This is a genomic window from Mesorhizobium sp. M0340 (genome assembly GCF_040321535.1).
Classification (GTDB): domain Bacteria; phylum Pseudomonadota; class Alphaproteobacteria; order Rhizobiales; family Rhizobiaceae; genus Mesorhizobium.
Genome location: NZ_JAMYRR010000020.1, coordinates 1 through 21,472, shown reverse-complemented (window position 1 = coordinate 21,472; position 21,472 = coordinate 1). Strand labels below are relative to the sequence as shown.

The following is a 21,472-nucleotide window of genomic DNA, read 5'->3' as shown; positions in this document are numbered from 1 at the left end:
ACTCCGATTGAATGGAACTACCAGTTCGTAACAGAACCGTCGCGGCGCCTAAGGTGAGGCGCTTCCCAGAAACGCAGACTTTGCGCCTGGACTGCAACTTCGTTGACCTCGACGCCGAGCCCCGGCAGATCGCCGACCGGGTAATCGGTCCCGTCGAGCCGTGGTTGCACGGGGAAGAAGTCGGAATTGTCGAAGCCCAGCTTTGTTTCGGGCGCCCTGGTCTCGAGCCACGCGAAGTTGGGTACCGCTGCAGCGAGATGCACGGTCGCGGCGGTGCACACTGGACCAAGCGGATTGTGCGGCATCAGGTCCACATAATGCGCCTCGCTCCAGCCAGCGATTTTCATCGCCTCGGTGAGCCCGCCGACATTGCAGACATCGATCCGGTTGAACTGATGGATGCCGCGCTCGATGTAGGGCAGGAACTGCCACTTGCTGGCAAATTCCTCGCCTATGGCAAAGGGGATGTCGGTCATCGTGCGCAGTGATTCATAGGCCTCCGGCGTCTCGGCCCGTATCGGCTCCTCGAGGAAATCAAGCACGCCGCGGCCGAGCCTGTTGCAGAAGCTCGCCGCCTCTGCCACCGACAGCCGATGATGATAGTCGAGGCCGAGGACCACGTCGCCGCCCAACGCCTCGCGCGCCTTGTTCAGCATACTCGCGGTAGCGCCGATCGACTCGCGCGGCTCGAAGATGTCCTTGCTGTTTTGCCCGAAAGGGAAGAAGCGGATTGCCTGCCACCCCTGTGCGCGAAGCTCGCGCGCCCGTTCGATGGCAACATCGCCTTCGGCCTCGTCGCCGGTCGAGGCGAAGGTGGGGATGCGGTCGCGCTGCTTGCCGCCCAGCAGCTCATAGACCGGCACGCCCAGCGCCTTGCCCTTGACGTCGTGAAGGGCGATATCGATGGCGGAAATCGCCGCCTGAAGGACTCGCCCACCTTCGAAGTACTGGCTGCGGTAAACTTCCTGCCAGATCCGCCCGATCTGCATCGGGTCGCGGCCAATGAGAAACTCGCGATAGTGCTCGACCGTGCCGGCCACGGCCCTCTCGCGACCGCTCAAGCCGCTCTCGCCCCAGCCGAAGATGCCTTGGTCGGTCTCGATCTTGACGAGCATCTGATTGCGGGTCCCCACCCACACCGGATAGGGCTTGATCGCGGTGATCTTAAGCTTCTCAGTCATACACGCCCACGTTTCACGCGCATTCGCGCTATCTCAGTTGGCCTTGAGGGCCATTTCGGTTTCGCCGTCGAACAGATGCATCCGCTCCTGGTCGAACTCGAGCCAGATTTGCTCGTCGGGCGCGACGGCAATGTTCGGCGGCACGCTGACGTTGACGATGGCGCCGGACAGGAACGCCTGAACGAAGGTGACGTCGCCGGTCGGCTCCACCGTATAGGCCTTGGCAGGGACGCTGCCTGGTACCCCACTCTTGTGGAGCTTGATCGTCGAGTGACGTGCGCCGAGCACGACTTTCCGGGTCGTCGCTTTCGCCACCTTCTGGGCATTGCGCGCTGAGAGCTCAAGGCGCCAGCCCTCGGCGCCGGTCAGCACCGTGTTGCCGTTTGCCATCGAGGCCTCTAGCGGAATGAGGCTCATTGCCGGGCTGCCGATGAAGCTGGCCACGAACATGTTCACCGGATGGGCAAAGACCTGCGCGGGTGAATCGTATTGCTGCAGGTAGCCTCCATTCATCACCGCCATCTTATCAGCCATGGTCACGGCTTCGAGCTGGTCGTGCGTCACATAGATGATCGTCGCCTTGAGGTCCTGGTGGAAACGCTTGATCTCCGACCGCATCTGCACGCGCAGTTTGGCATCGAGGTTAGACAGTGGCTCGTCCATGAGGAACACGGCGGGGTCGCGAACGAGGGCACGGCCAAGGGCCACACGCTGCTGCTGTCCGCCCGAAAGTTCGCGCGGCTTGCGCTCGAGCAGATGCGTCATGTCGAGCACTCGCGCCGCTTCCTTGACCTTCTTGTCGATCTCGTCCCTGGGGAGTTTGCGCATCTGAAGCGGGAACGCCAGGTTCTTGTAGACCGATTTCTGCGGGTAGAGCGCGTAGTTCTGGAACACCATTGCGATGTCCCGGTCCTTGGGGTCGAGGTCGTTGACCACCCGCTCGCCGATGATGATGTCGCCCGATGTAATCGGGGTCAGCCCGGCGACGAGATTGAGCGTGGTTGTCTTGCCGCAGCCTGAAGGGCCGACGAGCGCAACGAACTCGCCGTCATTGACCGTCAGTGAGACGTGGTTGACAGCTTTGAAGCTGCCATAGCTCTTGACGAGATCTTGGAGGACCACGTGGGCCATCGGCAACTCCCTAGTGCTTGACCGCGCCTTCTGTAAGGGCGCGTACAAAGTATCGTTGCAGGACCAGGAACAGCACCACGACGGGCACGCTCATCATGAAGCTCGCCGCCATCAGGCCCGGAAAGTCCGTCGTATTTTCCGAGAAGAAGCGTTGGATGCCGACCGGCAGCGTCAACTGCTCGTTCTTGGAGAGGAAGGTGTAGGCGTAGATGTACTCGTTCCACGCGCCGATGAAGGAATAGATTGCGGTGGCGATAATCCCCGGCGTCGAGAGCGGCATCACGATCAGGATGAATGCCTGGAACCGTGTGGCGCCATCAATGCGCGCCGCCTGCTCAAGCTGCACCGGGATGTTGTCGTAAAAGCCCTTGAGCAGCCAGATCGCCAGCGGCAGGCCGAAGGTGAGATAGGTGAGGATCAGCGAGCCGTGCGTGTTTATCAGACCGATGGCGCGCATCAGGATGAAGAGTGGCACGAGAAAGATCACCGCCGGGAACATATTGCGCAGCAGCACGGCAAAGAACAGGAAATTCCGGCCGGGGAAACTGAAGCGCGAAAACGCGTAGGCCGCAGGGACAGCCACGATCACCGAAAGAATTGTCGTGACGGTCGACACGAAAAGGCTGTTCCAGAAGAAGCGGAGGAAGTCCTGGCCGACGCTGTTCTGCGGATCGAGCAGTTTCTGATAGCTGGCGAGGGTAGGTTCGTCCGGCCACCATTGCGGCGGAAATTGTGTCGCCGCGAATCCAGACTTGATCGAGGTGATCAGCATCCAGATCATCGGCAACGCGGTATAAAGCAGCATGAACACGAGGAATATGCGCCCCGCCCACCGCCATCCGTCGACGCGCATGCGGCGACGGGCCTGGGCTCGAGGGGCTGTCTCGGCAATCGTGCTCATGCGCTCCCCTCTTTCCGCTCGTTGCCGCTTAACGCACGGACGTAGAAGTAGCCCAGCGTCATCAGTGTGAGGAACAGGAGCACCGAATAGGCCGATGCCACGCCCCAGCGCTGCCGTCCGAAGGCGAGCTCATAAATATGGGTTATCCAGATATGCGATGCATTCGACGGCCCGCCGCCGGTCATGATCCAGGGGATGATGAAGGAATTGAAGTTGGCCACCGCGAGCAGCAGCATCGTCACCACCGAGACGTTGCGCAAGTGCGGGAAGGTGACGTGCCAAAAGCGCTGCCATGCATTGGCACCGTCGACTTTTGCAGCGCGCAGCAACTGGTCAGGGACTGTCTGCAGGCCGGCCATCATCATGATCATGGCGAACGGAAACTCGCGCCAGATATTGACGACGATCAGGGAGGGCAGCACCGTGCTGACATTGTCGATGAAATTCGGCGGCTGGTCAGCCAATCCGAGGCCAACCAGCACCGCGCCGATGATTCCGAAGTCCGAATGGTAGATCCACTTCCAGATGTAGGAGGCGGCGACGGCGCTGATGACCCAAGGGATGATCAGGACAGCGCGCAAGACACCACGGCCGATGAAGTCGCGGTGGAGCGCCAGCGCTGTGGCAAACCCCAGGACAAAAGAGATGAAAGTTGACCCCAGTGTCCAGATCAAAGTGTTCCAGGTGACTTTCCAGAACACCTGACTGGTGAGGATGGTCGTGTAGTTGTCGAGGCCGATGAAGGTCTTGTCGCGGAGCTGCAGGCCAGGCGGTGTCTTAAAGAACGACAGCTCGACCGTGTAGTAGATCGGATAGGCGATCACGATGAGCATCACGGCGATCGCTGGGAGAACGTACGCGTAGTCCGCGCGATGCTGCCAGATCTTCCGCAGCGCGCCGGACCTGCCGGGTTGCACTCTTCGGCGAGCCTCGGCCTTGCCGGTTACGATCGTCACTGTGGGGTGCCCTTATTCTTCGGAACGAACCGGCTGGACCATCGGCCCAACCGGTCAGGCTTGGGCTAGAGTCCGCCCATCAGCTCTCTCACCCTCTTGGCTGCGTCGTCCGCTGCCTGGTCGACGGTCATCGCTCCGGTCAGGGCGTTCTGCAGCATGTCCGGGATGATGATGTTCATGATCTCTGGGGCCTGCGGCAGCGCTGGGAACGGGATGCCGTATGGCAGCATCGAGGTCGTGACATCGAGGAACTTGATGTTGTCCAGGCGTTCCTTCATCCACTTGGTCTTGAAGCCGTTGAGGTTGCCCGGATTCGAGCCGGCGTAGGCCATCTTCAGCGACCATTCGGGGCTCGTCCACATGCAGATGATGGCCTTTGCAGCCGGCTCGTCCACCTTGCCGCCCTCGACATATTCGGGCTTCAGGATGTGAATGTTCGAGCCGCCGAACACGACGGCGCGCTTGCCGTCGGGACCAGTCGGGATCAGGCCGTAGCGCATGTTGTCGATGACGGTCTGCGCCTTGTCCTTGTCGGTGCCCGTCGCCTTTTTCTGCAGGTCGAGCATCACGTTGTAATCGGACGGGTGCGAGATCATCATGCCGAGCTGGCCGGCGACGAACAGGGGCTGATTATCGGCCTGCTGGTTGGTAAGTGCCGAAACCGGAACCGACTTGTCACGAACATACATGTCGTAGGAGGCTTGCAGCGCTGCTTTGCTTTGCGGGCTATCGAGCTGGACCTGCTCATAGGTCGGGTTCGGCGTCGCTTCGTCGAAGACGCCGCCGCCATAGGCCCATAGCTGTGGCATGAAGCGGTACGGCGTATTGCCGGCATTCTTGCGAGCCACGAGGCCATATCCGGCAATGCCGAGCTTATCGTGGATCTGCTTGGAGTACTTGACCACGTCCTCCCACGTTGCGGGCGGCTTGTTCGGATCGAGGCCGGCACGCTTGAAGATGTCGGCGTTCCAGATGAACGCCATCGTCTCGTTGTTGGTCGGAATGCCGTAGGTCACGCCCTCCCAGGTCACGGCCTTCATGGCGCCGGGCCAGAAATCCTCGGTCGAATACCCCACGTCCTCTGGCTTGAGCGGCTGCAGATAGCCCTTTGAGGCGAACTCGGTGCCACCCAGGATTTGCAGGCGAACCGCCATCGGCGCGGCATTGCCCAGGAGCGCGGTCCGGAACTTGTCGAGAAGATCGTTATAGGTGAGGGCTTGTTCCTCGAGCTGGATGTTCGGATAGGTTTTGCGGAAGGTCTCGAAGAAATCCTTGTAGTACTGGCGCAGGAGGTCGGGGTCGCCCTCGAACACGCCCTGATACCAGAAAGTCAGTCGCCCCTTGTAATCGAGCGGGGTGACCTTGGCGCAATCGGCCGCCGTTTCAAAATCCTGTGTGCCCGCAATCGAGCGCACATATTCCGGCGACCACTTGCTCAGGTCGACCGGCGGTGCACCCAGCGCCGATGTAGACGTCAGGGATGCGATCAAAGCAGTGGCGACAGTGCCGCGCAGGACGGCACTGCCGAGGGCAATTCTCGTCATAGGTATCCTCCCTGGTTCTCCCATGCCGCCCTAAAGCGGTCCTTGCTCGTTTCGATCGCGAGGATGCTTCTTTCAGATCAGTGTATCCGCTCGATCGCTTGGTACGTTTTCAGATCATGGATTGCCTGTCAACGCGCAGAATCGTACATTGTTTGCGAAAGCCGTGTGTGATATCGGGCAAGGTATGTATTAAAATGGGGAGCCGGCCTTGGCCGAAACAAGCGATTTCAAAGCGATGCCACCGGTGGGGACCGATCCCATCGGAGCCTCGAGCGAGGGCGCCTCGCTTTATGAATTGATCCGGGAAGACATCATCGAGGGACGGCTCGCCCCCAACGAACGGCTTGTCGTCACCGATCTCGCCCGGCGTCACGGCACTTCGACCAATCCTGTGCGCGAAGCCCTGCAACTGCTGCGCGGCGAAGGGTTTGTCACCTTTGTCGCCAACCGCGGGGCGCGCGTCCGACCCATAGATCAGGATTTTGTCCGGGATATCTACGAGATCGGTGTTCTGATCGAGCCAGCCCTGACACGATGGTTTGTGAACATGGCTACCAGCGAGGACATCGCCGAACTCGAACGTCTCCAGGGCCTGATCGAAGAGAACAACTTCGCCGACACATTCAGGCATAGTGAGCTGGATACCGCTTTCCACACCGTGATGTACCAACGGCACTACAACCGCCACGCCGCCGAGCTTTGGTGGAAGCATCGCGAAGTGCTGCGAGCCGTGAGCCGTCGTTTCAATTTCACGCTGGCGCGACGTGCCGCGATCATGCGCGAGCACCGCGAACTCATCGCGCTTGTCAAGGCGGGAGAGGCCGACAAGGCGGCCGAACTCGTTTCCCGCCATGTCGAGGGTTCGGGCCGGCATATTCTGGAACAGATGCGAGCCCGCAACGCCGCTCGGGCCGGATAGAATGTCCAGTCCAGAACATCGTTAGCTGACTATTTTCAGGCAAAGGTAGTTGAGATGAAAATCACGAGCATTCGGCCGTGGCTGATCAAGTCCGATGCTTCTTACTGGGGAGAGTTCCTGTTCGTCGAAGTGACGACCGACGAGGGAGTGAGTGGCTGGGGAGAGATCACCACCACGACAAGGCTCGCCAACCGCGCTCTCTGCACGATCCTGCGGCAGATCGGCGTCGCCGTGACAGGCGAGGATCCGGCGCGCATCGAGCATCTCTGGCACAAGATCTTCCGCAGCTTCACTTACATGGGAAGCCGCGGCGCCGCCGTCGAATGCGTGAGCGCCATCGACATAGCCCTCTGGGACATCAGGGGCAAAGTCCTCGGCAAGCCGATTTACGAGCTGCTGGGCGGGCCGGTACGCGATGAAATCGCGCTCTACACCCATCCCAACCAGGCCAAATTCACCAGCAAGGAGGCTGTGGTCCGAGAAATTCTAGACATTGTCGAGTCCGGACACACTGCGCTCAAGTTCGATCCCTACCCCCACCAGGGCCGCAGCGCCGATGGCCTGCCCCGCGAACAGCGGGACGGCTACCTCGATGGCAGCATGACCCGCAAGGACGAGCGCGAAGCCGCCGAGCTCACGGCTCTGATCCGCGAAACGGCAGGACCCGATATCGACATTCTCATCGATGCGCATGGCCGCTTCGACGTCCCCACCGCCATTCGCCTCTGTCGGAGTCTCGAGGAGGCCGGCCAGATCGACTGGTTTGAGGAGCCCTGCCCGCCCGAGAGCCTTAACGCGCTCAAACAGGTGCGTGAGAAGGTCAATACCGCTATCTCATGGGGCGAGCGCGGCCACACGAAATGGGATTTCGTGCCGGTGCTTGAGAACAGGCTCGCCGACTACATCATGCCCGACGTTACCTGGACCGGCGGCATTACCGAACTCAAGAAAATTTCTGCGCTCTGCGAAGCCTACTACGTGCCGGTCTCGCCACATGACGCCGCGGGACCAATCAACGTGGTTGCGGGAGCGCAGGTGATGATGACCGTTCCCAACTTCTACAAACTCGAGACATCGGAGTGGAACCTGGGCAAATACGATCACCTGATCGACAGACCACTCGACATTTCGAACGGCAGTCTCAAGCTGACGTCGAAGCCTGGTCTCGGCATTGAGATGGACCGCGACTACCTGCAGGCCCACGAGATCGAGCTGGGCTAGCAACACTCTGTGCCGGCGCAGGGTGCGGGGCGACAAGCCGAAACGAGGATAAGTCATGGCAAAGACAGGTGGCGCCGACGAAGCGCTCAATCGGGTAAACACGAACTCCAAGCCATCCCAGCTTCGCATCACCGACATGCGGATAGCCGAAATCGTCGGCGCGCCGTTCACCTCGACCCTGCTCAAGATCTACACCAACCAGGGCATCGTCGGGCTTGGCGAGGTGCGCGACGGCGCCAGTGCCACCTACGCGCTGATGCTGAAGAGCCGGCTGCTTGGCGAGAACCCTTGCGACATCGACCGCCTGTTTCGCCGGATCAAGCAGTTTGGTGGGCACGGCCGGCAAGGCGGCGGCGTCTCGGCGGTCGAAATTGCGTTGTGGGATCTCGCCGGCAAGGCCTACGGCGTGCCCGTCTACCAGATGCTCGGCGGCCGGTTTCGGGAGAAGGTGCGCGTCTATTGCGACACCGACGCTACCGTGCCGAGCGGCACCGAGACCGGCAAGCGTCTCAAGCAGCGCATGGCGCTCGGCTTCACGTTTCTTAAGATGGATCTGGGGCTGATGCAGATCGCGGACGTACCCGGTGCGGTCGTGTCTCCTGCCGGCTCACTTGAAGGGTACCGCGTCCATCCCGGCCGCGGCTCGGTCAAGACCCTTGAAGAGCGACGCGCCCGCAATGCCGCCTACGATTTGCACAACGTCCCCCATCCGTTTACCGGCCTCCACTTTTCCGACAAGGGCCTCGACCTGCTTGAGCAGTACATTGCCGAGGTTCGCGATGTGATCGGCATGGATATTCCGCTCGCCATTGACCACGTCGGCCACATCTCGCTGCAGAACGGAATTCGGCTCGCCAGGCGGATTGAAAAATACGTGCCGGCCTGGCTCGAGGATGTGATCCCATGGCAGTACACCGAGCAGTACCGGCAACTGCAGGCCGCTACCACGGTGCCGATCTGCACCGGCGAGGACATCTACCTTAAGGAGGGCTTCGAGCCCCTGCTCAAGAGCGGCGGCGTCTCCATTGTCCACCCGGACCTGCTCACCAGCGGGGGCATCCTCGAGACCAAGAAGATCGGCGACATGGCGCAGGACCACGGCGTCGCAATGGCCATCCATATGGCCGAAAGTCCAATCGCCGCAATGGCCGCGGCACATGTCGCGACCGCGACCGAAAACTTCATGGCGCTCGAATACCACTCTGCCGATGTCGACTGGTGGGACGATATCGTCACCGGCGTTCCCAAGCCGCTCGTGAAGGACGGCTTTATCACTGTTCCGGACAAACCTGGCCTGGGGATTGACGACGTCGTCGACGAGGTGATCTCGCAACATCTGCAGCCGGGTGTCACCGGCATCTGGCAGCCCACGGATCACTGGGACAACGAGTATTCCTGGGACCGCACCTGGAGCTGAGGCGAAAAGAACCGAAGATGAAGATCACCGACCTCCGCTGCGCCGTCATCGGCAAACATCCCATCGTCCGCATCGTTACCGACGAGGGCCTCTATGGCCTTGGCGAAGTCGAGTTCACCAAGACCTACCTCAAACCCTTTGTGCTGCATTTCCGCGAGGCGCTGATCGGCGAGGACCCGACCGACGTCGAGCGGGCGATGCTGAAGATCCGCCAACGCGGCTCTTTCAAGCCCTATGGCGCGGCGGTAAGCGCTATCGAGCATGCGCTGTGGGACATAGCCGGCAAGGCCGCAGGCGTGCCGGCCTACAAACTGCTCGGCGGCAAGGTGCGCGACAAGGTGCGCGTCTATAACGGCTCGATCCGCCAGAAGCGAACGGGGGACCGGCCGGAGGATTACGCCGCTGACGTGAAATGGATGATGGAGCAGCCGCAGCACTTCTTCATGATCAAGCAAGGGATCTCGTTCCACTCCAACATGAAGGACACCGTCGAGGGCTTCCATTACGGCGTGACGCAGAAGAAGGCTGGCTATCACGGTGCCATGGATCAGGGCCCGATCAGCGAGCGCGGTTTCAACCACATGCTCGACTGCGTGATCGCGATGAAGGAAGTGATGGGCGACAAGGTCAGCCTGGCACTCGACTGCGGCCCTGGCTGGATGCTGCCCGATGCGATCAAGTTCGCTCGCGCGGTCGAGAAGTACAATTTGATGTGGCTCGAGGACATGCTGACCGGCGACTATGTGCCGTGGGTCAATCCGCAGGCCTATCGGGAGCTGACCACCTCCACCTCGACGCCAATTCATACGGGCGAGCAGATCTATCTGCGGCACAATTTCAAGGAGCTGATCGAAACGCAGGCGGTGCGCGTCATCGGCCCCGATCCGGCCGATATTGGCGGCATTGCCGAGCTCAAATGGGTCGCCGAGCACGCCTATATGCACTCGATCCTGATGGCACCGCACGGCACCGCGAACGGCCTTCTAGGTCTCGGCGCGCTGATCAATGTCTGCGCCACCCTGCCCGCCAACTACATCGCGTTTGAATACCCGAGCGCCTCCGACCCCTGGTGGGAGGACCTCGTAATCGGCCTGCCGTCGCAGATCGTGAAGGACAGCATGGTGGACCTGCTGGAAGCGCCGGGGCTGGGCCTCGACATCGACGCCGAAGCAGCCAGGAAGTATCTCCCGGAAGAGGATGCGGGCTTCTTCGACTGAACCATGTTCTTGCGCCACCCTGCACCGCGCGGACCGCTTCACGCAGCCTGTCATCCGGAATGACCGTTTCGGGGCCGTGACCGGACTGTCCGGTTTTGACTCGCGTCGAGCGGATAGCTGCCATTCGGCAACCGACCTCTTGTCGGACGCTCCGGCATCTCCGATCAGCTTCCCACCCACAAGTAGATGGGACAGCAAATTGTCTCGGATACATCACCAGCTCCTGCATCGTCTCAGACTTTGCGCGAGACTCCACTACTTTGCTCGACAGCGTTGATCAGTCGATGCAAGTTGACGGCGTCTCCGAATGCCGGACTCTGACGCGTGCAGGAAGTCATGTCGGAAGCGAAGAGTTCGTAGAGCTTTCTCACGTTGCCCGTCAGGACGTTCTCGCCGGCGCCGAAGTCCTCGGGTACGAAGATCGGCTGAAGGGTCTCGTCTGCCTGCGCCCCCATAAGCTTGAACCCGCCCAAGCCGACGTAGCCGACGGGACTCGTCAGCAAAAGGTCGCCCCTGCTGCCGTTGATCTCAACATGGAAATTCGTAGCGCGCGACAGTCCGCCGCGGAAGTGGCTCGTCACCACACCGCCTGACGTGAGCGTGCCAGTGAAGGCAATTTGGTCGGCGACGTTGAGCGGAACCACTTCCTTGCTCTCCATCATCCTTATCGTTGGATGCCGGCTGACCAATGCCCCCGACACGCTGAGGAAGTTCTCGTCGAGTGCGAAGAGCAAGGCGTCGATCGTGTGGGCGAACGGTACGTGCAGCATGCTCGCGCCCTTGGACGGATCCAAGGTGTACCGGAAAGCCTCTTCGAGCTCCTCCCCCCAAGTGATACCGGAGCCAATGATCGAGGCCGAGAGCACCTCGCCCAGATAGCCCTGTTGGATCAGCTTGCGCATATGCCTGACGGTCGGATTAGCGCGGGTTTGAAGGCCGACCATTGTCGAGACGCCTTTTTCGGCGGCAAGCGAGTTCATCGTCTCGGCATCACGGAGGTTCATCCCGAGCGGCCATTCCGAAAACACGGACTTTCCCGCTTCGAGCGCCGCAGTCACGAGCTGAAGGTGTTCCGGCACCCGCACGGTGACGACCACCAGGTCGACACCAGCATGGTTCACAAGCTCTTCCGTCGACGAGACCGCGTGTTCGAAACCGAACTTCTCGGCCGACGTCCTCGCGGTTTCCATCCGGCTGTGGCTCACGACAGAAAGCCGGAACTGCGGCAAATCTTTCAACGCAGGCACATGGGCGGTCGAGGCCCAACCGCGGTCGGGGTGCACGCCGATGATACCGACTCTGATCGGTGCGTGGGTCATTGTAGGTGCTCCTTGGGCGTGATTTCCAGAATGGACCGACGGGTTCGAGCTTGGCGACGCGCACTGCCCAGTCTCGAATTCCCAGCGTCTCATGGTCTCCGGTCAACTGGAATAAGTCGGCTGAAATGCCCGACACCCGATAGCGCTTCACGGCAACTCCGGCCTTCGGGCCCAGACATGCAGCGAATGCTTTCGCGATTTCGCGATCGCCCTCGCCATGGGAGTGCCCTGGTCGCCGAGCCCGATGAGGCTCACTTGCTGGGTCGTGTCCATCATCTGCATTCACCCAAAAAGCCCGCGGCCATTTCCCACAGGCGTTGCGCGTTGGCGCTGTCGAGCACATATGGGGCAACGCCTTCCAACCTCAACTGGGGGCGGCTCGGCACGATCGAAGCCTCGGCGCAGTCTTCGAAATACCGTCCGTTCGTTCTCTCGACTAACGGCGAGGCCGCGAGAAGCACCGATGTGGCTGCGCCCTCTTCGGGTGTCTTGTGAAGGTGTTCGGGCGTGCGTAGTCCTCCGGTATGACGCTGAAGGTTTGTCGCGATGGCTCCGGGATTCAGCGCATTCGACACGATGCCGTCGTCAGCCCACCGATCTCGGATCCCCACGGACAGCAGGGTGCAGGCAGTCTTCGACTGGGCATACGCCAGAAGCGGATCGTACGGGATAAAGTGGAAGTGCGGGTCGTCCCAGAAGACTGGACCGAACAGGCTGCCGCCGGAGCTGACAGAGACGACGCGCGCTCCCTGGGCCATGGCGAGAGCTCGGCGAAGACCCAGTGTCAGAGCGAAGTGCCCCAGGAAGTTGGTCGCGAACTGCATTTCCCATCCTTGGGAAGTTCGTTGCAGCTCCGGCAACGCCATGATCCCCGCGTTGTTGACGAGCGCATGAACGGGACCTTCCCAGTCATCGACGAAGCGGTCGACGGAACGTAGGTCTGCGAGATCGAGTTGACGCGACTGGATGGTGGAGTTGCCGGTCCTCACCCTGTGGCTCGCTGCGACTTCCGCGGCTGCTTCCTGACGGCGGGCGGCGATGACAACTGTGGCACCAGCCGCGGCGAGGGCGGAGGTCGTCTCGATACCGATCCCGCTTGCGCCGCCGGTGACGATCATCGTCTTACCCCGGAGGTCAACGCCTCTCAGGACTTCAGAAGCGGTCGAATGGAACCCGAAGGGCGATTGGAACATGGCGGACTCCCTGGCTCCTGGTGACGAGACTTGATCGGTGAAACGACCGTCACTCTGTGATCTTGACGAAGCCCTGCTGCACGAGCTCGATCGTGCGGGCCATCGCGTCGAGATTGACCTTGATGCGGGGGAGAAGATCGGCATTTCCCCAGCCGTTTACCTTCGCGGTCGCGCCGCAGAGTTCGACCTTGACCCCAATGTCGACGAGGTCGGCAACCAGCTTCTTGTAGGGGTTGCCAATGGCGATGTTGCGCGAGGCATTGTAAGCCGCGTCATTCAGCGTGACATGGCCCGCGTTGGTGTGGAAGATCACGATCACGTCCGACGCCGCGTTCCAGTTCGCGATGTCCGTGGTGATCAACTGAAGATGGAACAGCGCCGCGGGTAGGTCCCCTTCGAACTGAAGACTCCCGATGCTGTGAACCGATCTCACTTCCTTCAGTTCGACCGGAATATCGATGAACAGAGCACTTTTTGTTTCCGACATAGCTGTCTCCTGCGGGTTTGGAATTCTGTCAAAAGATTCGGCCCCGGGGTCGCCTCGAGAGGCCTCCCGATGGCGCGGGACCTGGGGGAGCAACGCGCCAGAAGAGAACGTCGGATGACCGAAGGTTCGTGCTAGACGCCCTCGTAAACCAGCCGCGTGAAGAAGCCCGGATCGATGACGAAATTGCCCCACTTGGCGTCGAACGCCACCGTGGGCTTGGCGGCGACGGCCTCGTCGCTCGAGCGTCCCTGGCGCTTGAGCGCTGCGACATTCTCACGGACGGCGACAAGCATGTCGCGGAATTTCTGCAGCTCGGCGCGGTTGCTCACCGGGTTCCCGTGGCCTGGGATGATGATCGTCTTGTCGGTCGACGCAGCCAGGTTCGCATCTGAGGCGGCGATCATCCCGTCGATGCCACCTCCAGTCGAATGGTCAATGAACGGATATATCCCGTTCCAGTATGTGTCGCCGACATGGAGCACGTCCGCCTCGCCGAACGTGACCGAGATGTCGCCGTCGGTATGCGCCGGACCGTAATATTTCAGGTCGAGCGACTGGCCGTTCAGCTTGAGCGAATGCTCCTTTGAGAAGACGAGTTCGGGCACCCCGCTCTGCTCCAGCGGCAGGAAATTGTAATCCCAGTCTTCCACCCGCTGCACCTGCGACAGGTACTTGCGGGTGTTCTCGTGCGCGATGATCTTGGCTCCGCCAGCACCGACCCAAGGGTTGCCGTCTGCGTGATCAAAATGCCAGTGCGTGTTGATGAGATGGGTCACCGGCTCCGGGGAGAGGGCCGTGAGCACCTTCGTTATCTGCGGGCGCGACACGCTGATGCCAGCGTCGACCATGACGAGGCCATCCTTGCCGCCCAGAACCGCGACGTTGCCCCCGGATCCTTCGAGGATGGTGATGTCATTCCTCAGCTTGTGGGTGACGATTTCTGCCTTGGCGGCACTGTTCTTGATGAGACTCACCAGGCCGCGTGCCTCGGCATAGGCCTCACGCGGGCTCATCCACCCCCCCGTGGCGGCGAAACTCGCCGCGCCCATGCAGCAAAGGCAGAATCCGCGGCGGGAGATCAGGTGTTCGGACCTCATGACATACCTTTCCGCAGCCGGTCTCAGGCGAGCCGACAGCTGTCGATTAGATTTTGGAGGTTGAGGGCAGGCCTTTCGGCTTGCCCGGGCGGTCACGAGTTGATGAAGGCCAGCAGGTCCGCGTTGATCACGTCGGCGTGGGTCGTGAACATTCCATGCGGGTAACCGTCGTAGACCTTGAGCTTCCCGTTCTTGAGCAGCTTGACGGAGAGTTCGGCGGAGTCGGCGATGGGCACCACCTGGTCGTCGCTGCCGTGCATCACCAGGACCGGAACGTCAATGACCTGCAGGTCCTCGGTGAAATCGGTCTCGGAGAAGACCTTGATGCACTCGTAGTGCGCATTCGCTCCGCCCATCATGCCCTGACGCCACCAATTGCGGATCGTCCCTTCGGAGGGAACCGCGCCGGGGCGGTTGAAGCCATAGAACGGGCCGCTGGCGATATCGAGGTAGAGCTGCGCCCGGTTGGCCGCGAGAGCCGCGCGGTAGCCGTCGAAGACCTCGATAGGAAGCCCGCCAGGATTCTTCTCAGACTTGACCATCACGGGCGGAATGGCGGAGATCAGGACCGCTTTGGCGACCCTGCCTTTGCCGTGCCGGGCGACGTACCTCGTCACCTCGCCACCGCCCGTCGAATGACCTATGTGGATCGCATCGCGAAGGTCGAGCGCCTCGGCCAGTGCCGCCACGTCGGCCGCGTACGTGTCCATGTCGTTGCCGCCGGATGTTTGGCTTGAGCGGCCGTGACCCCTCCGGTCATGGGCGATGACCCGGAAGCCCTTGCCGAGGAAGAACAGCATCTGGTTGTCCCAGTCGTCGCCGCTCAGCGGCCATCCGTGATGGAACACGATCGGCTGCCCGGTGCCCCAGTCCTTGTAGAAAATCTGCGCGCCGTCTTTCGTCTTGATGCTGTTCATGGTTGTACTCCCGTCTTCAATGGTTGCACTGGTTGGGTTCGACGATGCAGTGGCGGCCAAGGCCTCCAGCGACAGCGTCGTGGCGAGGGCAACGGCTCCGGTCCCGATCAGGACATCCCGTCTTGTAGCCGTGGGCATTTTCATGGCTGTGCTCGTATCCATTTCTCATCCCTGTGTGAGTCGGCACGGTTCCACTGTCAGCTCTGGGCGTGTGCTGCCCGGAAGCTCTCTTTTCGCCCGTGTCGAGATCGCGAAATGGTCATCCCTGAACCGGCGCTGCTGCGGCCCACTCTTTCCGGGTGGTAGGCATGCCGTCGATCATTTCGACGACGTCTTTGGATTTCGAAAGCGTCGTCATCAACGACTTGGGCCCTTCGAACGGCCGGCCGCCAATGTGCCAGCCATCGGTGTGCAATTCTTCGATCAGGACCCATACCACCTCGCGGAAGGCTTCCGATCCCTCGAACTTCACCATGACGTCGGTCAAGGCCTTGGCCATCGCGTGTTTCTCTTCCGGCGTGAAGACGCCGTCGACCAGTTTCACATTGACGAATGGCATGACATCTTACCTTTGTTCAGAGGGTTGAAGGTGCTGCTCTAATCGGCGACGTCGATCACGATCTTGCCGTTGGCGGTCCGGTTTTCGATTTCGGCATACGCCTCCGCTATGGTCTCGAAACTGAAGCGACGCGGATCGACGTGTGGGGTAATCTTTCCCGCTTCCGCGAGCCGCTTGGCCTCTCGCAGGATGTGCCCGTGATGGGCCCGGCCTTCCCCGGTCAGGATCGGCAGGAGCGTGAAGACACCCGAGTAGCTTGCGGCACGGAACGAGAGCGGCCCGAGCGAATGGGTGCCCCATCCGAGGCAGCTCACAACGTGGCCAAAACGCGCCACCGCGTTGAACGCGGCGTCAATTCCGGCCCCGCCTACGGTGTCATAGACGACGTCGAAGCCGCGCCCGCCGGTATGGTCCTTGACGTATTCCTCGACAGTCGTCTGATGCCTGTCGATCGCCGTGGCGCAGAGCTCCTCGATCTCGCGTTGCTTGGCAGCCTTCTCCACGGCGAAGACCTCAGCTCCGAAAGCCCGTGCGATCTGGATCGCAACGTGGCCCACACCGCCCGCACCGAGTACGAGCACCTTCTGGCGCGCTTGAACCTGCGCGCGGTCGACGAGACCTTCCCAAGCGGTGATGAAGACCAGCGGCAACGATGCCGTTTCGCGCATGGTCAGGTTCGCGGGCTTGGGTGCTAGCAAATCGGCGTCGACGGCAACGAAGGTCGCCAGAGAACCTTGGAGACCGCCCACGCCACCCGTCATGCCAAAGACCTCGTCCTTCGGCTTGAACGCGGTCACCCCAGGGCCGACAGCCTCGACAATCCCGGCCACGTCCATCCCGAGAATGGCGGGCAGGGAATGCCGCGCATGCGGAGCTTGGCCGCTTTTGATCTTGAGATCGAGCGGGTTGACACTGCTCGCCTTGACGCGGACAAGGACCTCTCCCGCCGCGGGCGCTGGGCAGACCATGCTGGTGCGGACGAAGTCAGAGTTCGTCTCGTTCAAGACGAGCGCGTCCATTTTCTTCATCTGTCTGCCCTCTCTCTGCGGCGTCGGCGACGATCCGGCGACGGGCGGAAGATGACAGAGTCGTAGTCTCAAGCCAGTGAATCGTAGTGAAATCTTGTGACGGAAGGCGACCGTACAGGGGGCGGCGAAGGTCAGGACATTTCAACCAAAAGAGCCTGGGCCGTGACTATGTCAGCTGTTTCAAAGCCTTCGGAGAACCGTTGATAAACCGGCTCCAACAGGGCACGCGCTCGAATTGTGTCTCCGTGATCACGTGCCAACCGCGCCAAACTCATGATCGTCCTGAGCTCCCACGAGACCGCGTCCTGTTGCCGCGCCACGTCGACGGAATGGAGATAGCACTGCTCGGCGCTCTCGATGCCCCCGCCACCGCGCCAAAGGACGTCGCCTTTCACGCGGTATAGTTCCGCGACGCACCAGAGTTCTTCCTTTTCTTCGCTGGCACTGATCGCCGCCTCCACTGCCGCCCGCGCTTCGGCGTGCTGCCCAAGACAAGACAAGCCTTCGGCCAGGAACCCGAAAAATCTGACGTTGTATAGGTTGAAGAGTTTAACCTGTCGCAGTTCAGCCAACCCGTACCGTAGAAGTGGAACGCCTCTTTCGGGAAGCCCTCGCTGGATCAGGAGCGCCGCCTTCCAGCAGCGGCCAAACACCTCCCACGGTCCAAGCGCATTCATTTTCGCCAGGTCGAGGAGCTCGGTGATCGCTGCGTCCGCAGTCGCCAGGTTTCCGACATGAACAAGGACTGGACATGACCACCGAGCCAACGCTTCACACAAGGAGATCGTGTGGCCGGAGGCGCGCGCTGCCTCGACGGCTGTATCGACAGCCCGGATTGCCTGTTCCGGGAAACCTTGGATCCAGAGGAGTTGGGCAGGTTGAATTCGCGCTGAAACCGATTGACCGAACCTGAAACGCACCGAACTTTTGGAGGGGATTTCAGCTGAGACATCGTGGGATAGCATGAGATCGGCGTGGAGACGGGCAACCCGGAAATCTCCCATGCAGAACAGCGTCATGCTGAGCATCCGGTCGCCGATGAACCGATCGATGCCGCTTTGGGCAAGCGCCAGGAACCGTTCCGCATTTTCTAGTGATGCTCTATACTCGCCCATACCCACCTGCGCGAGCCATAAGCCCCAAAGGGCCTCGGCCTGGCCGTCTACGTCGCCCAACTCTTGCGATATCTCCAATGCCTTGGCGAACGCGGCCGGAGCCTGTGGCGCGAAGCCGACCTTGAACGCCTGGGAGAGCCCGAGAGCCGTGTAGAGCTGCATGATTTGACGAGCCCGCCCGTCTCGTTGCTCTCCCGGGTCGATGCCGAGCAACGCGCGTTGGACGTTATTCAGGCACTCATCAACCAGAGAGAGTTGATACCATAGTGAAATAGCGGCGATGGTAACTGCGAGGCCGATCTCGACGTCGCCACGATCTGAGTATGCCCAGTCCAGAACCAAGCGCACGTTGTTGATGTGGGAGCCGTACCTGAACAGCCATTCGTCGCTTGACAGGGTTTCGACTTCCTCCTGCGAATACTGGAGAATTTCGCACAGATAGTTCGCCAGTTGCCGCATGAGGGCATCGAGCTCCCCTTCCTCCCGAACTTTGTCCAGAACGAACGCCCTCGTCGTGTCGAGCAGACGGTATCGCGCGGCCTTGCCTTGAGCGTCGACGGCCACCAGGGATTTGGCGACGAGGTCAGCAAGATGGCCTGGTACATCTCGGTCGGGGGCAGTTGGGTCGGTTGCAACGGCAACGGCCGCTTCCCGCCTGAAATCGCCAGCAAACACCGCAAGTCGACGCAAGACTTTCCGCTCACCTTCCGAGAGCGCGCCGTAGCTCCAGTCGATCATTGCAGCCAATGTCTGGTGCCTAGGGAGAGCTGTGCGCCGTCCGCCGGTCAGCAACCGTAGACGATCATTCAGAAGTTCCGCGATCCCCCGTGTACCGAAAGCCTCCACCCGCCCAGCGGCGAGTTCGATCGCCAGCGCGATTCCATCGAGCTGGCGACATATGTGCGTGACCAGCGGGGCTTCGTCGTCGTCAAATTTGTAATCGCTCCCGAACGAGGTTGCCCGCTCGACGAACAGGCGGATGGCGGGAAACTTCAAAGCGCCGGCGGCAGTCAGACCCGCAGCCAACGGCGGCATATCGAGAGGTGGCAGCCTGTAGACGCTTTCACCCTCAACTCGTAACGCCTCGCGGCTGGTGGCGAGAATACTGATCTCTGGGGCTTCCCGGAGCAAAGTCTCTATGAGCCCGGCTGTGGCGTCCAGGATGAGTTCGCAGCTGTCGAACATGAGCAGCATACGTTTGCCGCGAAGGTGCCCGATGATGCTCGCGATCGGATCACCCGATGTCTCCACGAGCCGAAGCTGTGACGCCAGCAATGACGCCAGGAGTTGCGAATTCGCAATTGGTGCTAAGTCCAGAAAGCACAAGCCATGCTCATACGATGACGACAGTTGTTCTGCCACACGGATGCCGACGGTGGTCTTTCCCATGCCGCCCGGTCCCACAATGGTGACCAGCCGGAACCGTTGAAACCGCCCTTCGACAATCTTGATCGCTTCGTCACGCCCGATGGGGTGCGTCAGCTGTCTTGGAAGGTTGTTCGGGGCCGCCGTCGTCGCAGGCTCGTTCTCAACATGAGTGCGGGTAAGAGGCGCAATGAACCGATAACCTCTTGATGGAACGGCGACGATGTATCGCGGAGCGGCTTGATCGTCGCCGAGCACCCTGCGGAGCAACGCGATCTGAGCTCTGAGGTTCGACTCCTCCACCGTGGTGTTGGGCCAGGCTCGCGCGGTCAATTCATCCTTCGTTACCAGTTCGCCCGCTTGCTCGGTCAACGCGATGAGTATTTCGAGCGCTCGGGAGCCGATCGTGACGGGCTCATTGTCCTTGAGCAGAAGGTGTCGCCCCGGATAGAGCAGGAATGAACCAAAAGTGGTCGCGACATCTGCCGCAGCGGTTGCGTTTGGGAAAGCTTGTCCTCGCATTCTATCCTTCACTGGTAACAGAGCGGCCCGGAATATGGAGTGATGCTGCGAAGCAAGGGGCGAGTGTGCCAGAGTCGAGTTGCTGGGCGACCGAATGATTTCCCTTGGCTCGGACAGGACTTCGAAGGGTCACGCATCGCGCCTCAACTGCTTGCGATGTCCAGTCCGGTCAGCCTCACGCTCGCGCACCATAACCTTTCGGCCCCATCCGGATCGATTGCATAAGGCCGCACCCCGAACCCTCCATTGGACTCTACGCGTGCAACATCACAGTTCTCGCAATAGACACCGCCTACCGAGGCCAATACAGGAGCCGTGGCGCACCAGACTGTCGTCGCTGCGCCTTGTTCCACGGTTTTCATATCCCTCGCCGGATCAATTATGGGGGACCCATCCGGAGCGACAGCACCGAAAGCGTCGAGTTCGGACCGGGTCAGGTGACGAATCCCAGGTGTCATTATCATTCCCGGGTGTACGGAAAAGGCGCTGATGCCGTGACGACGCCCACGCATGTCGAGCGCGACCGCCAAAAGCGCGCTCGCAGTTTTTGATTGGGCATAGGCCATCCATTTATCATAGGGACGTCGGGCAAAATCGAGATCGTCGAGGTCGATATCACATATCTGATGGCCTCGGGACGAGAGGACCACCACCCGGGATTTTCCCGCCGCAAGCAAAGCTGGCCACAGGAGCGCCGTCAGCCGAAAGTGCCCGAGGTAGTTGATAGAGAAATGGCCTTCGTGGCCATCGGAATCGCGGAACAGCGGCCGCGCCATCACGCCCGCGTTCAGGACCAGAAGATCAAGTCGGCTTTGTCGCTCGAGAAACGCCGTGGCAAAGGCTTTGATTGAGACGTGATCGATTAGGTCAACAGGCGACACCTCAACCCCGTCAATCCCCCTCAAAGCAGCTCGGGCGGCGACAGGGTCTATCGCGGGTACACAGATGCTGGCCCCGCATGCTGCCAGCACTCTGACAGTCTCGAGGCCCAGCCCGGAGGAACCACCGGTCACCAGTGCAATTTGCCCGGTGAGGTTCACGCCACGTGCCACTTCCTCCGCGGTCACGGCAGGCCCAAAAGCGGTGTGGAGCGGATTTTGCAGTTGTCGCATTTTTTGTTCCCCAAAATTCCAACCCGTCTAGTGCTCAGCACAGGTAGACTCTTTAGCGATGTTCCTACGCGGTGTCGCCAAAGGACGGGACGGTTGGAGATATGATAGATGCCTGTCCTTTGACTGAGCGGGAGAGGAAAGTTCTTGCGGAGCGCCGACGGCACTGGGGCCGGGAGCGGACTGGCATCTTTCGAGCATCTAGTTGGCAAAGCAGCCATTCAGCTCATGACCGTATTTACGAGGCGGCCACGCAAGTCCGCAGGTGAGACGC

18 protein-coding genes are annotated in these 21,472 nt (G+C 60.9%); 4 read left to right on the top strand and 14 right to left on the bottom strand.

Translation table 11 applies throughout. The features are described 5' to 3' along the window. Positions 1–17: 17 nt before the first annotated feature. The 5 genes from NKI79_RS24585 to NKI79_RS24565 all read right to left on the bottom strand — a co-directional run bounded on the left by NKI79_RS24585 (position 18) and on the right by NKI79_RS24565 (position 5,713). Positions 18–1,181 carry a mandelate racemase/muconate lactonizing enzyme family protein gene (locus NKI79_RS24585; RefSeq protein ID WP_352805216.1) on the bottom strand — a complete coding sequence of 388 codons (1,164 nt, stop codon included), beginning with the start codon at positions 1,179–1,181 and terminating at the stop codon, positions 18–20. Positions 1,182–1,214: 33 nt separating this feature from the next. Then, positions 1,215–2,312 (bottom strand): ABC transporter ATP-binding protein, encoded by a 1,098-nt coding sequence (locus NKI79_RS24580; RefSeq protein ID WP_352805213.1) that lies wholly within the window; start codon positions 2,310–2,312, stop codon positions 1,215–1,217. A gap of 10 nt (positions 2,313–2,322) precedes the next feature. Next, positions 2,323–3,213: a carbohydrate ABC transporter permease gene (locus NKI79_RS24575; protein ID WP_352805211.1), complete on the bottom strand. Its 891-nt coding sequence runs from the start codon at positions 3,211–3,213 to the stop codon at positions 2,323–2,325. Then, a complete protein-coding gene (locus NKI79_RS24570; protein WP_352480360.1) occupies positions 3,210–4,169 on the bottom strand; it encodes a carbohydrate ABC transporter permease in 960 nt (319 codons plus the stop codon). Before NKI79_RS24570 ends, NKI79_RS24575 begins: the two co-directional genes overlap by 4 nt. 65 nt (positions 4,170–4,234) lie before the next feature. Then, positions 4,235–5,713: an ABC transporter substrate-binding protein gene (locus NKI79_RS24565; protein ID WP_352805208.1), complete on the bottom strand. Its 1,479-nt coding sequence runs from the start codon at positions 5,711–5,713 to the stop codon at positions 4,235–4,237. 208 nt (positions 5,714–5,921) lie between these two features. On the opposite strand from NKI79_RS24565, the gene NKI79_RS24560 reads away from it, so the two are divergent. Genes NKI79_RS24560 through NKI79_RS24545 form a run of 4 tightly spaced genes read left to right on the top strand, consistent with a single transcriptional unit; the run spans position 5,922 to position 10,487 of the window. After that, the gene (locus NKI79_RS24560) at positions 5,922–6,632 is read left to right on the top strand and encodes a GntR family transcriptional regulator (protein WP_352739431.1); all 711 of its coding nucleotides are present in this window, start codon (positions 5,922–5,924) and stop codon (positions 6,630–6,632) included. 54 nt (positions 6,633–6,686) lie between these two features. Beyond that, complete coding sequence (locus NKI79_RS24555; RefSeq protein ID WP_352706358.1) at positions 6,687–7,853, top strand: mandelate racemase/muconate lactonizing enzyme family protein; 1,167 nt, start codon at positions 6,687–6,689, stop codon at positions 7,851–7,853. A 55-nt stretch (positions 7,854–7,908) separates the two neighbouring features. Further along, positions 7,909–9,270 (top strand): mandelate racemase/muconate lactonizing enzyme family protein, encoded by a 1,362-nt coding sequence (locus tag NKI79_RS24550; RefSeq protein WP_352805205.1) that lies wholly within the window; start codon positions 7,909–7,911, stop codon positions 9,268–9,270. A 17-nt stretch (positions 9,271–9,287) separates the two neighbouring features. Continuing rightward, positions 9,288–10,487, top strand: a complete 1,200-nt coding sequence (locus NKI79_RS24545) for a mandelate racemase/muconate lactonizing enzyme family protein (protein WP_352805202.1) — start codon at positions 9,288–9,290, stop codon at positions 10,485–10,487. A 233-nt stretch (positions 10,488–10,720) separates the two neighbouring features. Here the strand turns inward: NKI79_RS24545 and NKI79_RS24540 are convergent, their stop codons facing one another. The 9 genes from NKI79_RS24540 to NKI79_RS24500 all read right to left on the bottom strand — a co-directional run bounded on the left by NKI79_RS24540 (position 10,721) and on the right by NKI79_RS24500 (position 21,201). After that, positions 10,721–11,806: a Gfo/Idh/MocA family protein gene (locus NKI79_RS24540; protein WP_352805200.1), complete on the bottom strand. Its 1,086-nt coding sequence runs from the start codon at positions 11,804–11,806 to the stop codon at positions 10,721–10,723. Positions 11,807–12,078: 272 nt separating this feature from the next. Continuing rightward, positions 12,079–12,924, bottom strand: coding sequence for an SDR family NAD(P)-dependent oxidoreductase (locus NKI79_RS24535; protein ID WP_352805198.1), 846 nt, complete (start codon positions 12,922–12,924; stop codon positions 12,079–12,081). Positions 12,925–13,048: 124 nt separating this feature from the next. Beyond that, on the bottom strand, positions 13,049–13,486 hold the full coding sequence (locus NKI79_RS24530) for a DsrE family protein (protein ID WP_352805196.1): 438 nt from the start codon (positions 13,484–13,486) through the stop codon (positions 13,049–13,051). Between the two features lie 131 nt (positions 13,487–13,617). After that, a complete protein-coding gene (locus NKI79_RS24525; RefSeq protein ID WP_352805193.1) occupies positions 13,618–14,583 on the bottom strand; it encodes an MBL fold metallo-hydrolase in 966 nt (321 codons plus the stop codon). Between the two features lie 92 nt (positions 14,584–14,675). After that, on the bottom strand, positions 14,676–15,500 hold the full coding sequence (locus NKI79_RS24520; protein ID WP_352805319.1) for an alpha/beta fold hydrolase: 825 nt from the start codon (positions 15,498–15,500) through the stop codon (positions 14,676–14,678). A 259-nt stretch (positions 15,501–15,759) separates the two neighbouring features. Then, positions 15,760–16,059 (bottom strand): tautomerase family protein, encoded by a 300-nt coding sequence (locus NKI79_RS24515; RefSeq protein ID WP_352805192.1) that lies wholly within the window; start codon positions 16,057–16,059, stop codon positions 15,760–15,762. Positions 16,060–16,097: 38 nt separating this feature from the next. Then, a complete protein-coding gene (locus NKI79_RS24510) occupies positions 16,098–17,078 on the bottom strand; it encodes a zinc-dependent alcohol dehydrogenase family protein (protein ID WP_352805316.1) in 981 nt (326 codons plus the stop codon). 140 nt (positions 17,079–17,218) lie between these two features. Continuing rightward, positions 17,219–20,089, bottom strand: coding sequence for an ATP-binding protein (locus tag NKI79_RS24505; RefSeq protein ID WP_352805189.1), 2,871 nt, complete (start codon positions 20,087–20,089; stop codon positions 17,219–17,221). Between the two features lie 143 nt (positions 20,090–20,232). After that, the gene (locus NKI79_RS24500) at positions 20,233–21,201 is read right to left on the bottom strand and encodes an SDR family NAD(P)-dependent oxidoreductase (protein ID WP_352805186.1); all 969 of its coding nucleotides are present in this window, start codon (positions 21,199–21,201) and stop codon (positions 20,233–20,235) included. Positions 21,202–21,472 lie beyond the last annotated feature (271 nt).

Coding starts and splice junctions, on each gene's coding strand:
- NKI79_RS24540 (WP_352805200.1), bottom strand. CDS start 11,806: ATGACCCACGCACCGATCAGAGTCGGTATCATCGGCGTGCACCCCGAC.
- NKI79_RS24555 (WP_352706358.1), top strand. CDS start 6,687: ATGAAAATCACGAGCATTCGGCCGTGGCTGATCAAGTCCGATGCTTCT.
- NKI79_RS24515 (WP_352805192.1), bottom strand. CDS start 16,059: ATGCCATTCGTCAATGTGAAACTGGTCGACGGCGTCTTCACGCCGGAA.
- NKI79_RS24585 (WP_352805216.1), bottom strand. CDS start 1,181: ATGACTGAGAAGCTTAAGATCACCGCGATCAAGCCCTATCCGGTGTGG.
- NKI79_RS24530 (WP_352805196.1), bottom strand. CDS start 13,486: ATGTCGGAAACAAAAAGTGCTCTGTTCATCGATATTCCGGTCGAACTG.
- NKI79_RS24575 (WP_352805211.1), bottom strand. CDS start 3,213: ATGAGCACGATTGCCGAGACAGCCCCTCGAGCCCAGGCCCGTCGCCGC.
- NKI79_RS24565 (WP_352805208.1), bottom strand. CDS start 5,713: ATGACGAGAATTGCCCTCGGCAGTGCCGTCCTGCGCGGCACTGTCGCC.
- NKI79_RS24550 (WP_352805205.1), top strand. CDS start 7,909: ATGGCAAAGACAGGTGGCGCCGACGAAGCGCTCAATCGGGTAAACACG.
- NKI79_RS24535 (WP_352805198.1), bottom strand. CDS start 12,924: ATGATCGTCACCGGCGGCGCAAGCGGGATCGGTATCGAGACGACCTCC.
- NKI79_RS24580 (WP_352805213.1), bottom strand. CDS start 2,312: ATGGCCCACGTGGTCCTCCAAGATCTCGTCAAGAGCTATGGCAGCTTC.
- NKI79_RS24520 (WP_352805319.1), bottom strand. CDS start 15,500: ATGAACAGCATCAAGACGAAAGACGGCGCGCAGATTTTCTACAAGGAC.
- NKI79_RS24505 (WP_352805189.1), bottom strand. CDS start 20,089: ATGCGAGGACAAGCTTTCCCAAACGCAACCGCTGCGGCAGATGTCGCG.
- NKI79_RS24525 (WP_352805193.1), bottom strand. CDS start 14,583: ATGAGGTCCGAACACCTGATCTCCCGCCGCGGATTCTGCCTTTGCTGC.
- NKI79_RS24500 (WP_352805186.1), bottom strand. CDS start 21,201: ATGCGACAACTGCAAAATCCGCTCCACACCGCTTTTGGGCCTGCCGTG.
- NKI79_RS24510 (WP_352805316.1), bottom strand. CDS start 17,078: ATGGACGCGCTCGTCTTGAACGAGACGAACTCTGACTTCGTCCGCACC.
- NKI79_RS24545 (WP_352805202.1), top strand. CDS start 9,288: ATGAAGATCACCGACCTCCGCTGCGCCGTCATCGGCAAACATCCCATC.